Source organism: Methylobacterium sp. CM6246, from assembly GCF_054818005.1.
On sequence record NZ_JBTXKY010000001.1, the window covers coordinates 1579632 to 1594011 of the forward strand.

Below are 14380 nucleotides of genomic sequence, written 5' to 3' on the forward strand. Positions count from 1 at the left end.
GTTTCTGGAAAGGGCGCAACGGTTGCTTCATCCTGAACCGTCGCGCTGCCCCTCTCCCGACCCCTGCTGACGCAGGGCCCACCCTCCCCCGCAGAGGGGGGAGGGAAAGCGTCGCGGTTGGGGAGGCGGTGGCGAGACGCCGAGTCACAAAAACTTAAACCGCACGCCCGCGGCGGCCCTCGACCAGCCACATCGCGAGCACGGCGGCGGCGAGCGCTGCGAGGGCGGCGAGGCCCAGCGCCAGCGGGTAGACCTCGACACCGCGGATGTTGGCGCTGTCGCTGGGGCGGAAGCCGATCCAGTCTCCGCCGGCCAGGCGGCCGCTGCGCACGGTGGCGAGCCGCGGCACCTGGGTGGTGCCGCCGGCATCCGCGACCCGGCGGATCGAGCCGCCGGAGCCTTCGGCCACCGCCTTCAGCCGCTCGGTATCGCTGAACACGTCGGCGAGCTCGCGCGGGTTCGCCGGGCCGACGCTGACGAAGGCCACGAGGTTGCCCGAGCGCAGGGTGTGCAGCCCCAGGGTCTCCGCGTCGAAGGTGGCGGTGAACAGGCCGGGCTCGCCGGGCTTGAGGGTCAGCGTCGTGACCTTGCCGGTCGGCCCGGTGACGGTGACCGGCTCGACCTGCTCGGCCATGGTCTGGCGCTCGACCCGCACCTCGCGGCCGCGGCCGGTGGTCTGTGCCCGAAGGGCCTCCTCTTCGAGGGCCGGCTCCTTCATCAGCCAGTGCGCCAGGCGGCGCAGCAGATCCAGATAGGGGCCGCCCTCCTGGTAGCCCCGCGCCCAGAGCCAGGCATGGTCGGACAGCAGCAGCGCGACGCGGCCCTTGTCCTCGCGCGACAGGGCGAGCAGGGGCAGCCCCTCGGCGCCGGACAGGATCGGCTGAATGCCGGGCCGGGTGCGGGCCTGGACGATGCGCAGCCAGTCGCCCCAGGCGGGCGGGTTCGCGTCGGAGCCCGGCAGGTCGCGGGTGACCGGGTGGCGCTGGCCGACTTGCGTCGGGGTCGCCTTGTAGGGGCGCTCGACCACGCGCCCGTCCGGATCGCCCGGCAGGATGCCGGCGAGCCGCGTGCGGGCCAGGCTCGCCGGCCCGGCATATTCGGGGCCGGCGGCGACGAGCAGCGCGCCGCCTTCGCGGACGTAGCGGACGATGTTGTCGAAATAGGCCTGCGGCAGCACGCTCTGGTTGGCGTAGCGGTCGAAGATGATCAGATCGAAATCCTTGATCTTCTGAACGAACAGCTCGCGGGTCGGGAACGCGATCAGGGACAATTCGGAGATCGGCGTCCCGTCCTGCTTCTCCGGCGGGCGCAGGATGGTGAAGTGCACGAGGTCGACGTTAGCGTCTGATTTCAGCAGGTTGCGCCAGGTCCGCTCACCCTGGTGCGGCTCGCCGGAGACCAGCAGTACCCGGAGCTTCTCCCGGATGCCCTCGATCGGCAGGACCGCGCGGTTGTTGACCGTGGTGAGTTCGCCCGGGAGTGGCTCGACCTCGATCTCGACCACGTTCGGGCCGCCATGCTCGATCCGGGTGGTCAGAACGAACGGCTTGTCGGTGGGTACGTCCCGCCGGCCGATCTCCTCGCCGTCGCGGCGGATCGTGACGACCGCATGGCCGGTGCCGCCGCGCTCCATCACCTCGGCGCGGATCGTGAGATCCTTGCCGACGATGCCGAAGCGCGGCGCCTCCAGAAGCTTGATCTGGCGGTCGCGCTCGTCCGGATGGCCGGTGACGAGGACGTGGAGCGGCGCCTTGATGCCGATTTGCGCCATCGAGGATGGGATGTCGTGGACCACGCCGTCGGTGAGCATCACGATGCCGGCCAGCCGCTCGGGCGGCACGTCGGCCAACGCCTGGCCCAGCGCCGTGAACAGCTTGGTGCCGTCGTCGCCGTCCTTTGCGTCGGGCACATCGATGAAGCGGGGCTCGATGTTGGTGAGCGCGCCGAAGCGGCGCTGCAACTCGGCCCGGACCGCATCGGTCATCTGCGGCCGGTCGCCGAGCGCCTGCGATCCGGAGCGGTCGACCACGATCGCCGCGATGTCCTTCACCGGCTCGCGGTCTTCCCGCACCAGGGCGGGGTTGGCGAGGGCGGCCAGCACCAGGGCGAGCACCAGCGCGCGCAGCAGGGCGGTCCGGCCCCGCGCCACGAAGGCGAGCAGAGCCAGGACGACGACGACGAGCCCGAGGGCGGCGAGGACCGGCCACGGGAGGAGGGGGGTGAAGCTGAGGCTCAGCATGGGGCGGAGCGCTCCGGTTTCGTGATGCGGGGGCTTCTTCCATCCGCAAAGTTACGGGCTTCGCAGGTTGCAACCGCCGCCGTCGTCGTGGCGTGAGCGCGGAAAACGCAGGTTCCGTCTCCCGTACGGGAGAGGGAGCGCGTCGCGGCCTGCATCAGCACCCGCGCATCGAGCTCGTGCCGCTCGTTACCTGCAGAGGGGGGAGGGCCTTCGGCGCTTCGCTGGTTGTCCAAGGAAATCACTGCCCCAGCCGCTCCAGCAGCGCGGGCACGTGGACCTGATCCGCCTTGTAGTTACCGGTGAGCGTGTAGATCACGATGTTCACGCCGCCCCGGAAGGCCATCTCGCGCTGGCGCTGGTCGCCGCCGACCACCGGGTAGAGCGGTTCGCCGCGGCGGCCCACCGCCCAGGCGGCGGCGAGGTCGTTGCCGGTGATGATGATCGGGCTGACGCCGTCGCCGGCCCGGGCCGGGCGGCGCTCGGCGCCTTCGGCGGCGGGGGGCAGCGCCTCGACCCAGGTCTGGCCGGTGGCGTAGCGGCCGGGAAAGCTGTCGACCAGGTAGAACGCCTTGGTCAACACGTGGTCGAGGGGCACCGGCTCCAGCTCCGGCACCTCCAGGGTCGCCAGCATCTTGCGGAGGTAGGCTCCCTCCGGGGAGGGCGGTCCGCCCGGGCGGGCGGTGAGCGCGTCCCGGGTGTCGAACAGGACCGTGCCGCCGTTGCGCATGAACGCGTCGATCTTGCGGATCGCCGTCTCCGAGGGCTGGGGCCGCGAAGGTGCGATCGGCCAGTAGATCAGCGGGTAGAAGGCGAGCTCGTCCTTGGCCGGATCGATCCCGGCGGGCTCACCCGGCTCCAGGGCGGTGCGCGAGGCGAGCATCTGGGTCAGGCCGGACAGGCCGGTCCGGCTTGCCTCATCGACGGCGGCGTCCCCGGTGATCACGTAGGCCAGCCGGGTGACGAGGGCGGATTCGATGCCGTTCGGCCGGTTGGCCGCCGGTTCCTCGGCGCGCAGCGGCTGTGCCGGGAGGGCGGCGAACAGCACGAGGCCCGCGACGGCCAACGCCGCCGGGCGTCCGCGCAGACGGCTCGCCCAGGCGGAGCGGCGCAGGAAGCCGCCGAGCCACAGGCCCGCAAGCGTGTCGAGGGCGAGCAGCAGCAGCGCCATGGTGAACAGGGTCGGGCGCAGGTCCAGGGTCTCGGCTCCGGCGAGGGTTCCGATCCGGGCGCCGTCGAGCGCTGCGGTGTCGAGGGGTTTCAGGCGGTCGTCGGGCTTCAGGGCGTTGACGCTGATGCCGCCGTCGGCCGGTCCGTAGAAGCCCGGCGGGTGCTCGGTGTTCCCCCGGTCGGCGTAATCGGCCGCCACCGCGGTGGCCGAAGCGGGTGGCGAGCCGAGCGCGCCGAACCCGTCCAGTGTCACCCGAGGGGCGAGCACCACGGCGGATGCGCGACTGGCTTCGCCCGCGGGGGGCGCTGCCGTGCCGGCCAAGCCGACCACGCGCCGGAGCATGTCGATGAACAGCCCCGAGAGCGGCAGGTTCGACCAGGTCGTGTCGGCGGTGACGTGGAACAGCACCAACGTGCCCTGGCCGCGCTTCTGCGCGGTGACGATCGGCGTGCCATCCTGCAGGGAGGCCCAGGTCCGGTTCGGCAGGTCGCCGTCCGGCTCGGCCAGGATCTGGCGGCGCACGCCGATATCGGCCGGCGGCGTCAGGCCCGCGAAGGGGCTCTCGGGCGGGAACGGCGCCAGGGTCTTGGGGCTGTCCCAGGAGAGGGTGCCGCCGAGCGTCCGGTTTCCCCGGCGCAGGCGGACTGGCACGAGCGGGTCGTTGCCGGCCGCGAGCCGCGGGCCGGCGAAGCGCAGCAGCATGCCGCCGGCCTTCACGAAGCTCTCGACCCGGGCCGTGGTCTTCTCGTCGAGCGCGCCGACATCGGCGAGCACCAGCACCGAGACCTGGTTGTCGAGGAGCTGGTTGATCGATTCCGCCGTACCCTTGGCGCCGCGCGCCTCCTGCACGTCCGCGAAGGGTTGGAGCGCCCGGGCGAGGTAGTAGGTCGGCGCCAGAAGCGGCTGGGCCTGGTCGAGGGTGCCGCCGAACACCAGGCCGACCCGGCGGCGCTTGCCGCGCTCGTCCTGCAGCACCACGGCCCCGGCCGAGCGCTCACCGGCGATCTCCAGGCGGCTGATGCTGTTGCGCAGTTCCACCGGCATCTCGAACGTCGCCGTCGCCTCGGTGGCGTCGGCCGCGAAGGCGATGTCGCGCTCGGCGAGCGGCAAGCCCTTCTGGTCGAGCGCCCGGATCACGCCGGCGTCGCGCCCGTTCGGGGCTGCGCGCAGGGCCCGGACGGTGAGGGTGCCGCCGGTCTCCGCGGCGGTGAGGGCCAGGGCCGGAGGCCTGTCGGCGCGCAACACCGTCAGGGCGGCGCCGCTGCCGCCCACGAGGTCGGCCAAGCCCTTGGCGAAGCGCTCGTCGCTCGCTCCGGCGACGCCATCGCTGATCCAGACGAGCCCTGCGCCGCGGTTCTTCTCCAGGAACGTCCCGATGCTGGTCAGATGCGCGTCGCGGGTCGGCAGGATCGGGCGGGGCGCCAGGGCACGCAGGCGTTCCAGGGCCGCGGCCGGGGTCTTGGCCTCGAAGGCCGCGGGCGGCTCGGCCAGGCCGATCACCGCCACCGGCCGGCCGTCCCGGGCCGCACCCTCCACGGCGTCTGTGGCGACCCGCAACCGGTCGCGCCAATCGTGGGCGGCGGCGAAGCCGTTGTCGAGTAGCACGAGGAGCGCGCTGCGGCCGCCACCGGCTCCGACGCCACCAGGATTCCAGACCGGGCCTGCCACCGCGAGGATCAACGCGGCGGCGATCAGCAGGCGCAGGAGCAGCAGCCAGGGCGGTGTGCGTGCCGGCGTCTGCCGCTGCGGGATCAGGTCGGCGACGAGCTTGAGCGGCGGGAAGTCGATCCGCCGGGGCCGCGGCGGCGTCACCCGCAGCAGGAACCACAGGGCCGGCAGGCCGATCAGGGCGGCGAGCGCCAGGGGCGCCGCGAAGGTCAGACCGAGCATGGCGGCCTCACTCCGGGCCGCGCGCGGCGATCAGCGTGGCGAGCCGCAGGGCCGCCTCGCTCGCCGGGCGGTCGGTGCGGTGAAGGGTGAGTGTCCAACCCTGCTGGCGGGCGATCGCCTGCAGGGCGGCGCGATGCTCCGCGATTCGGGCGCGGTAGCGGACGCCCCAGGAATCGGCGTCGCCGATATCGAGGCTGAGCCCGCCTTCGAGGTCGTGCAGCACGGCCTGGCCCGAGAACGGGAAGGTCTCCTCGATCGGGTCCACGACCATCAGCAGGTGGCCGCGGCTGCCCCGTCCGGCCAGGGCCTGGACCGCGGTCGCGATCCGGGCGGGATCGGTGAGGAAGTCGCCGATTAGAACGACCTCGTCGAAGCGCGCCGGGCTCGCCCGGGGCGGTAGGTCCTGCTCCAGGCCCGCCTTGTCGGCGACCAGCGCCTGGATCATCCGCTCGACGATGCCCCGCGATGCCGTCGCCCGGGTCAACCCCAGGAGCCCGACACGCTCGCCGCCCTCCACGAAGGCGTCGCCCAGCGCCAGCCCGAGGACCAGGGCCCGCTCGATCTTGGACGCCGAGGCCAGGTCGGACGAAAACCCCATCGACGCGGAGCGGTCCATCCACAGCCAGATGTTGTGGGCCGCCTCCCATTCCCGCTCGCGTACGTAGAGCCGGTCGTCCCGGGCCGAGCGGCGCCAGTCGACCCGCGCGGCGGCCTCACCGGTGACGAAGGGGCGGAACTGCCAGAAGCTCTCGCCCGGCCCGGCCCGGCGGCGACCATGCAGGCCGTGGGCCAGCAGGCTCGATACCCGCCGCGCCTCCAGCACGAGGCGGGGCATCCTTTCGGAGAGGGCCGTCGCGCCCTCACTCTCGCGCCGGCCGGGGCTGCGCCTGCCTGCGTCGAGGGCGTGGGTGGCGACCAAGATCAGAGTTTCTCCGCGAGCTTGCCGATCAGGCCCTCGATCGTCTCGCCGTCGGCGCGGGCGGTGTAGCTGAGCGCCATCCGGTGCTTGAGCACCGGCTCCGCCAGGGCCTTCACGTCGGCCACCGAGGGCGCGACCCGGCCCTCGATCAGGGCGCGGGCGCGGGCGGCCAGCGTCAACGCCTGGCTGGCGCGGGGGCCGGGCCCCCAGAGCAGCTTGTCCTTCACCAGCGGATCGCCTCCGTCGGGCCGGGCGGCGCGCACGAGGTCGAGGATCGCCTCCACCACGGCTTCGCCCACGGGGAGCCGGCGCACCAGGCGCTGGGCGGTGAGCAACTGGTCGGTGGACATCATAGCGTGCGGGCGCACCTCGTCGATGCCGGTGGTCTCGATCAGGATGCGGCGCTCGGCGGCGCGGTCGGGATAGCCGACATCGATCTCCAGCAGGAAGCGGTCGAGCTGCGCCTCGGGCAGCGGGTAGGTGCCCTCCTGCTCGATCGGGTTCTGGGTGGCGAGCACGTGGAACGGCCGCGGCAGGTCGTGGCGGACGCCGGCCACCGAGACGTGGCCCTCCTGCATCGCCTGGAGCAGGGCCGATTGCGTGCGTGGGCTCGCCCGGTTGATCTCGTCGGCCATCAGGAGCTGGGTGAAGACCGGCCCCTGCACGAACCGGAACGCCCTGCGGCGCTCGGCATCCTCCTCCAGGATCTCGGTGCCGAGGATGTCGGACGGCATCAGGTCCGGGGTGAACTGCACGCGCCGCGCATCGAGGCCGAGCACGGTGCCCAGCGTCTCGACCAGCTTGGTCTTGGCGAGCCCCGGCAGGCCGACGAGCAGGCCGTGGCCGCCGGCCAGGATCGTCACGAGGGCGAGATCGACGACCTTCTCCTGGCCGAAGATCACCCCGTGGATCGCGTCCCGCGCCTGACCCACGGCGGCGAGGCAGCTCTCCGCGGTGGCCACGATGCCGTCGTCGAGGCTGGTGGCCGGGCTGATCGCCTGCGTCATGCCGTTGTCCGTCTCCTGTGCGAGGTACCCAAGGTGCCCCGCCGGTCATCCGGTCAATGTGGGGCCGTTCGCACCGGGCTGGCAAGGTCGGGATCGCCGCACGCCGGTTCGCGGTGGGATCCGCGCGGCAATGCAACGTCGGGTACCAGCTTCGGGGGCGCCCCCTCCAGGAAGCCGCACACCCTTACATTTTGCGCTGGCCGATGCCCGGGAGCGAAGTCGTTTGGTCCGCCACCGCTTCCCGGGACTGTTTGTTTAGCGCGCGGGTCAGATCTTACCTTCGAGACCCATCGTGTAATACTTGTGCACGATCTTGTCCTGGTTCTCGAGCAGCCAGTCGATCGACGGCTCGTTGGTCATGGCCTTGCGGATCGCCTCGGTCATGCCCTTGCGCTGGATCTCGAACAGCGCCTTGTGGTCCACCGTCTCGGCCTGGATCACGCCGGGGCTCAGCCAGACCGAGCAGATGATGCCGAGGTCGTTGGCCTTCTCCTTGGGGATGTAGCCGGCCCGCACGGCGTCGAGCACGCCGTTGGCGATGGCGAACTGCACCGTGCCCATCAGGATCGAGGTGTACTTGCTCTCGGTCACGCTGACCTTGGAGACGCAGAGCGTTACCGGCCGAACCATGATGTCGGTGTTGAGGAGCGCGAAGACGCGGCTGTGGCCGACCACCTGGTCGCCCGTCAGCGTCGCGATCGCGGTGCCGACGGGGCCGTCCAGCTCGCCGATGATGACCTCCGGCTCGGACGCGGTGTTCGGCGGGCCGCCCGCCACGAGCGCCTCGCCGGCGCGGAGGATGATGCGTTCACTCATAAGGGTAGGCTCCATAGGTTGCGGCACGGGGCGGGGCGGCCGCTGCGGCGGTGCCGGCTGGATCGACGGCGCCCCCTCTAGCACGCGCTCCGGCATCCGTCGGCCCCGCCGCGATGCCGCTGCCGTCTGCGTGAACCTGCCTCGGTCCGATCTGTCCGGGCCCAACCTGCCCCGGCCCAAACTACCCCGGCCCAAACTACCCCGGCCCTTGGCTCGGGCGAGCCGGACCAGTAGGAAGGCCCGCGAGGCCGGGGCGACCGGCTGAACACCCTGATGTCTCTCGCGGATTGCGGCGTAGGCAGCACAGCGGGCCTCCCGCGTATCCGGTACTCACCATGCGCCTTCGAGATGTGTTCGTCGCCGGGCCCGCGCGGTCCCTCACGCGCCCTCTGGCCCGGCGCCTGAAGCGGCGGCGGACGAGCGAGCCCCGGCAAGCGGATCTCGTGGCGGCCGTGAAGGCCTCGGGCCTGTTCGATCCGGCCTGGTACGGGCGGCGCTATCCCGACGTGGTCGGCGAGGGGATCGACCCGCTCGTGCACTACGCGGTCCATGGCGGGCGGGAGGGGCGCTGGCCGTCGCCGTTGTTCCACGGCGACCGCTACCTCGACGCCGTCCCGGGCCTGCGCGCCGAGGGCGTGAACCCGCTCATCCACTACGTCGAGCGCGGCGCCGATGCCGGCATCGCCCCCAACCCGCTGTTCGACCCGGACTGGTACGCGCAGCGCTATCTCGGCGGCGCCGACGCCCGCGCCCGGGCGTTCTTCCACTTCCTGAAAAGCCCCGACACCGACCCGTCGCCACTGTTCGATTCCGCCTGGTACCGGTCGCGCTACCCCGATGCCCGGGAGGCGGGCGGCATCGCGCTCAGTCACTATTTCGAGACCGGGCGGAAGCAGGGCTATCTGCGCACCCCCGAGGAATTCGCCGGGCTGTCGCGGCACGTCGACCTGATCCGCCGCTCCGGGATCTTCGACGCGGAGTTCTACCGCGGGCGCTGCCCTGAGGCCGAGACCAGCGGGCTCGAGCCGCTGGAGCATTACGTGATGGCGGGCGGCTACCGCCGCTACGCCCCGCATCCCCTGTTCGACCCCGACTGGTACGCCGCCCAATCGGCGGCGGTGCGCGCCGACAGCCTCAACCCGCTGGTGCACTTCCTGGAGCACGGCGCCCGGGAGGGGCTCGATCCCGGCCCCTGGTTCGATACGCGCTGGTACACCGAAACCTATCTCGCCGACGACGAGACGGATGCCAATCCGCTTGCGCACTTCCTGGCCGACAACGGCCGGCGCACGAGCCCGTCCCCGCGCTTCGACGCGCCCTGGTACCTCGCCCGCTACCCCCGGGTCGCGGCGCTCGGGCTCAACCCCCTGGTCGACTACGTCATCACCGGGCTCGAGGCGGGGCGGCTGACCCGCCGGGTCGCCGGCACCGCCGTTCCGGAGGCCGCCGACGCCCGGCTGTCCTGCCTGAAGCGGGAGCCGCGCCGGCACGGCCGCACGGCCTTGTTCATCACCCACGCGCCGGAGGGGCGCATCCGCGGCCATGTCGAGCCCTACCTGCGGGCGTTTGCCGAGAACGGCATCGACATCGTGCTCATCATCGCGGCCGACCAGCACAAGACCGCGGTGCCGGAGGCGATCCTGAAGCTCTGCGCCTCGGCCTACCTGCGCGAAAACACCGGCTTCGATTTCGCCGCCTGGGCCCATGTCCTCCTTGAGGACGACGACCTGCTCGATTCCGAGACCCTGTATCTCGCCAACGACAGCTTGGTCGGCCCCCTCGACAGCGGCGACTTCGCGGGGATGCTGGCGAAGATCGATGCCTACCCGGAGGCGGTGATCGGACTCGCCGACAACTTCTACTACAGCCACCACCTGCAAAGCTTCTTCCTGGCCCTGAAGAAGCGCTGCGTGTCCTCCTACGCGTTCAACCACTTCATCCAGTCGGTGGCAAACTGGCCGGACAAGAACACAGTCATCACCGAGTACGAGTTGACCTTCTCAGGACGGATGCGGGCCGCGGGGCTCGGCATGCGCAGCCTGTTCTCGGCCCAGAACAAGCACATGACGCTCGTCAACGACCCGCGCAACAACCGCACCCTGTTCGACTGGGAGAACATGCTGACCCAGGGCTTCCCGTTCGTGAAGCGCTCGCTCCTGGGCGAGCACGCCGCGATCGGCGGCGCGGCGGTGCGCGAGGCCATCGGCGAGCGCGGCTTCGACCTCGACCGGCTCGACCAGACCTTCACGTATCCCGGCCCCAAGGTCTGGGCCGACCTGCGCAGGCCGAAGGCGCCGGAGCGGCCCTTGCGCGTCTCCTACGTCTCGCCGATGAACTACGCCAACGGGCTCGGCGTCGCGGCGCGCAGCTACGTGCGGGCGCTGCACCGGGCGCCGTTCGCCCTGAACGTGCATCCGATGGAGCGGTCGTTCCACGTCCATGCCCGGGTCGGGCCGGGCTGGCAGGCCCGGACCTTCTCGGGCGCGCCGGACGTCGCCCTGGTCCATTTCAACGGCGACAGCTGGCACTCCCTGATGAGCAAGCGCCAGCTCGACATCGCCGCGAGCGCCCGGCTCAAGATCGGGCTGTTCGTCTGGGAGACCTCGCACGTGCCCGGGGGCTGGCTGCCCACCGTGGACGGCCTCGACGCGATCTGGGCGCCCACGGAGTTCTGCGCCGCGATCTTCCGCCAGATCACCGACATCCCGGTCGATGTCGTGCCCTACGTGGTCGAGAACGAGCCCGGCGAGCCGGCGAGCGCCGCCGCCAAGGCCAACCTGCGCAAGGCGTTCTCCATCGACCCGGCCAAAAAGGTCATCCTCTACGCCTTCGACGGGTCGAGCTACCTCGCCCGCAAGAATCCGCACGCGCTGATCCGCGCGTTCCGGGCGGCGGGGCTGGCGCAATCCGGCTGGCAGCTCGTGCTCAAGACCAAGCACGTGTTCGACCTGCCCGACGAGGGCAAGAAGCTGCTCGACCTCGTCGGCAAGGCCGGAGACGTGGTGGTGATCGACCAGCCGCTGTCCCAGAACGAGCTCGGCGCCCTGTTCGAGCTCTGCGCGGTCTATGCCTCGTCGCATTCCTCGGAAGGCTTCGGCCTGACGATCGCCGAGGCGATGGAGATGGGCAAGGTCGTGGTCGCCACCGATTACGGCGGCAGCCGCGACTTCCTCGACGCCACCTGCGGCTTCCCGGTGAAGGCCGAGATCGCCGCCCTGGACCAGACCTACGGGCCGTATCTGCGCGGCGCCGAATGGGGGCAGGTGGACGAGGCCGACCTCGCCCGCGCGCTCACCGACGCCGCCCGGGCGGTGGCGAGCGGCGATGCCGCGCGGATCGGTGCCGCCGCCCGCGCCCGGATCCGCGAGCGCCTGTCGATCGGCGCGGTGGCCGCCGCCATGGAGGCGAGCCTGTCCCGCCTCCTCGAGCATCATCCCGAAAGGTGGTCGCCGGCTTTCGAAAAAAAGATGATGCCCAATCGAGTCGAACGTACCTGACGCCCGGGAGACGCGATCCGTGTTGAACAAGAAGCCGGTCCCGGCCCCGTCGGCCTCCTGGAGCGCGCGCGCCTGGCCGGACGCGATCCTGCCGCTGCCCCTCGACGAGCGCTTCCACCCGGTCGACGACCGCAAGCTCGGCCAAGTCGCCGCCGGCCAGCTGCCCGCCTGCCGGGTCGTGTTCGTGGCCCCGGCGGCGTGCGATCTGCATCCGGAGCTGTTCGCATCGATCCTCGCCGCGATGGCCGAGCGGCCGGATATCGGCATCTTCTACGGCGACGACGCCGTGATGGACGGCGCGGGCCAGGTCCGCAGCGTCCATTGCAAGCCGGCCTTCAACCCGGCGCTCCTCATGGCCGACGACTATATCGGCTTCCCGCTGGTGATCCGCGTCTCGGCCCTGGCAGGCCTGACCCCGGATTTCGGCCGGCGTACCGGCAACGCCGCCTGGTTCCGGCTGCTGCTCGACGCGCTCTCGGCGGGCATCGGCATCGACCGGATCCCGCAGACGCTGATCGCCTCGCCGCTCGTCCGTCCGAAGGCGAAGCGCGCCGCCCGCGCCGACGTGCTCGACCGCTGGTTCCAGGGCTCGGGCGCGCCCCTGCGCACCGCCCCGGGCCTGACCCCGGACACGCTGGAGATCCGCCGCAGCCTCGATGCGCGCCCGCTCGTGACCCTGGTGGTGCCCACCGCCCAGACCCGGCCCCGGAACGAGGACGGGAGCCCGATCGCGGGCGCCAAGCCGCACGTCATCACCCTCCTCGACAGCCTCGCCCGCAGCAGCTACCCGGCCGACCGGATCCGGGTGCTGATCGGCGACGACAAGGCCGACGACGCGATCTATCGCGGCCGGTCCGACCGGTTCGCGGTGACCCGCCTGCTCACCACCCGGCCCGAGGGCGCGCCCTTCAACTACGCGGCCAAGATGAACACCCTCTGGCGCGCCGCCGAGACCGACCTCGTCATCCTGATGAACGACGACCTCGTTGTGCGCCGCCCCGGCTGGATCGAGGCGCTGCTGACCTTCGCGCTCGACCGCGGCGTCGGCGGCGTCGGCGGGCGGCTGCTGTTCCCGAGCGGCAAGATCCAGCACGCCGGCATGTTCGGCGGCATCTTCGACGTCTGCGCCCACCCCTGGTACAACCGCGACGCGGCCGAGCCGACCTACGGCGACTGGGCGCTGGCGCAGCGCGACTGCTCGTCGGTGACCGGCGCGCTGTTCGCCACCCGCAAGGCGGTGCTGGAAGCGGTCGACGGCTTCGACGAGAGTTTTGCGCTCGACTTCAACGACGTCGATCTGTGCTTCAAGCTGCGGATGCTCGGCTACCGGATCGTCTACACGCCGTTCGCCGAGATGGCGCACCACGAGAGCGCCTCGCGGCAGACCAGCTTCGCCCCGGGCTCCCAGATCTCCCGTTTCCTGCGCCGCTGGCACGACGTGCTGACCGACGACCCGGCCTACAGCCCGCAGCTGCGCACCGACACCGATGTGGTCGCCCCCCGGGCCGACGCGGCCCGCTGGGTGAGCGAGCGCCGGCCCGCCTGACTCTACAGCGCCTCGCCGCGCATCAGCCGGGGCCGCGTGCCCCGTGAGGCCGCGGCCTCGCCGATGAAGAACCGCTTGAGACCGGGCAGGCGGTCGACGATCCCGAGGCCGAGGTCGCGCGCGAGCCGCAGCGGCAGGGCGTCGTTGGAGAACAGCCGGTTCAGCCCGTCGGTGGCTGCCGCCATGGCGAAGCTGTCGAACCGGCGGGCGCGCTCATAGGCCTGCAGCACGTCCGGGCTGCCGGGATCGAGCCCGAGCCGCAGGGCGCCGGTCACCGCCTCGGCCAAAGCCGCGGCGTCCGCCAGGCCGAGATTGAGGCCCTGGCCGGCAATCGGGTGGATGACGTGGGCGGAATCGCCGAGCAGCGCCAGCCGGTCGGCCCGGAACGCCCGGGCGATGCCGAAGGCCAGCGGGTGCCGGCTCGGGCTGTGCTCCAGGGCCAGCATTCCAAGATCCAGGGTGAACCGCCGCTCGATCTCGGCCAGCACCTCGTCGGGCTCGCCCGAGAGCAGCGCGTCGGCCTCGTCGGCCCGCTCGGTCCAGACGATCGAGGAGCGGTGGCCCAGCGTGCCGCCGTCCCGCAGGGGCAGGATCGCGAAGGGGCCGGCGGGCAAAAAGTGCTCGAAGGCTCGGCCCTGGTGCGGCCGGGTATGCCCGATCGTGGCCACGATCCCGACCTGCGGATAGGACCAGCCCACCCAGCCGATCCGCGCAGCCTCCCGCAGGCGGGAACGCGCGCCGTCGGCGGCCACCAGCAGGTCGGCCCGGAGGCTCTCGCCCGTGGTTAGCTCCGTCCGGATCGCCACGCCATCAGGCAGCGCCCGCACCACGCCCCCTGTGACGATCGCGACGCCCCCGTCCAGGCAGGCCTCGGACAGCGCGCGCGCCAGGGGCTCGGCCTCGACCATGTGGGCGAAAGGCTCGCCCACCGCCCGGTCGGCCTGGTCCTCCTCCTCCCGCCCGAAGGTCAGGAACACCGGCCGCACCGGGTCGGCCAATCGGCTGTCGGAGATCACCATCTCGGCGATCGGCTCGGCGGAGGCCGCGATTCGCTCCCACAGCCCGAGCTGCGTCAGCATCCGCCGCCCACCCGCTGCCAGCGCGTAGGCGCGGCCGCGGTGCCGTGCGGGGTCGGCGCCGTGCGGGTCGATCACGGTCACGGCCAGAGCCGGCCCGTGGGCCTGCTTGAGTGCGAAGGCCAGGGCGAGGCTGGCGAGGCCGCCTCCGGCGATCAGGAGGCTGCGGCTGCCGGGGCGGGGCGTCTGGGCCGTCATCGTCACGGATCTCCGATCTGGGGG

General features: G+C 71.9%; 8 protein-coding genes. 2 read left to right on the forward strand and 6 right to left on the reverse strand.

Features of this window, described 5'->3' with window-relative positions:
* Window positions 1-154 precede the first annotated feature (154 nt).
* The 5 genes from ACYQPG_RS07890 to ACYQPG_RS07910 form a co-directional block, all read right to left on the reverse strand.
* Window positions 155-2239 (reverse strand): hypothetical protein, encoded by a 2085-nt coding sequence (locus tag ACYQPG_RS07890; RefSeq protein WP_461230682.1) that lies wholly within the window; start codon window positions 2237-2239, stop codon window positions 155-157.
* A gap of 238 nt (window positions 2240-2477) precedes the next feature.
* The gene (locus ACYQPG_RS07895; protein ID WP_461230683.1) at window positions 2478-5297 is read right to left on the reverse strand and encodes a DUF4159 domain-containing protein; all 2820 of its coding nucleotides are present in this window, start codon (window positions 5295-5297) and stop codon (window positions 2478-2480) included.
* A 7-nt stretch (window positions 5298-5304) separates the two neighbouring features.
* Window positions 5305-6216 (reverse strand): DUF58 domain-containing protein, encoded by a 912-nt coding sequence (locus tag ACYQPG_RS07900; RefSeq protein WP_461230684.1) that lies wholly within the window; start codon window positions 6214-6216, stop codon window positions 5305-5307.
* 2 nt (window positions 6217-6218) lie between these two features.
* Entirely contained in the window at window positions 6219-7223 is a 1005-nt protein-coding gene (locus ACYQPG_RS07905; protein ID WP_461230685.1) for an AAA family ATPase, read from the reverse strand.
* 267 nt (window positions 7224-7490) lie between these two features.
* Window positions 7491-8039 carry a formaldehyde-activating enzyme gene (locus ACYQPG_RS07910; protein WP_058192649.1) on the reverse strand — a complete coding sequence of 183 codons (549 nt, stop codon included), beginning with the start codon at window positions 8037-8039 and terminating at the stop codon, window positions 7491-7493.
* A 335-nt stretch (window positions 8040-8374) separates the two neighbouring features.
* Between ACYQPG_RS07910 and ACYQPG_RS07915 the strand changes: the two genes are divergently transcribed.
* Together ACYQPG_RS07915 and ACYQPG_RS07920 are read left to right on the forward strand one after the other, a co-directional pair.
* Window positions 8375-11536 (forward strand): rhamnan synthesis F family protein, encoded by a 3162-nt coding sequence (locus ACYQPG_RS07915; protein ID WP_461230686.1) that lies wholly within the window; start codon window positions 8375-8377, stop codon window positions 11534-11536.
* A 19-nt stretch (window positions 11537-11555) separates the two neighbouring features.
* Complete coding sequence (locus ACYQPG_RS07920) at window positions 11556-13082, forward strand: glycosyltransferase family 2 protein (protein WP_461230687.1); 1527 nt, start codon at window positions 11556-11558, stop codon at window positions 13080-13082.
* A gap of 2 nt (window positions 13083-13084) precedes the next feature.
* Here ACYQPG_RS07920 and ACYQPG_RS07925 read toward each other — a convergent pair whose 3' ends face one another.
* Entirely contained in the window at window positions 13085-14356 is a 1272-nt protein-coding gene (locus ACYQPG_RS07925) for an FAD-dependent monooxygenase (protein WP_461230688.1), read from the reverse strand.
* Window positions 14357-14380: the final 24 nt, after the last annotated feature.

Coding starts and splice junctions, on each gene's coding strand:
- ACYQPG_RS07890 (WP_461230682.1), bottom strand. CDS start 2,239: ATGCTGAGCCTCAGCTTCACCCCCCTCCTCCCGTGGCCGGTCCTCGCC.
- ACYQPG_RS07895 (WP_461230683.1), bottom strand. CDS start 5,297: ATGCTCGGTCTGACCTTCGCGGCGCCCCTGGCGCTCGCCGCCCTGATC.
- ACYQPG_RS07905 (WP_461230685.1), bottom strand. CDS start 7,223: ATGACGCAGGCGATCAGCCCGGCCACCAGCCTCGACGACGGCATCGTG.
- ACYQPG_RS07910 (WP_058192649.1), bottom strand. CDS start 8,039: ATGAGTGAACGCATCATCCTCCGCGCCGGCGAGGCGCTCGTGGCGGGC.
- ACYQPG_RS07915 (WP_461230686.1), top strand. CDS start 8,375: ATGCGCCTTCGAGATGTGTTCGTCGCCGGGCCCGCGCGGTCCCTCACG.
- ACYQPG_RS07925 (WP_461230688.1), bottom strand. CDS start 14,356: ATGACGGCCCAGACGCCCCGCCCCGGCAGCCGCAGCCTCCTGATCGCC.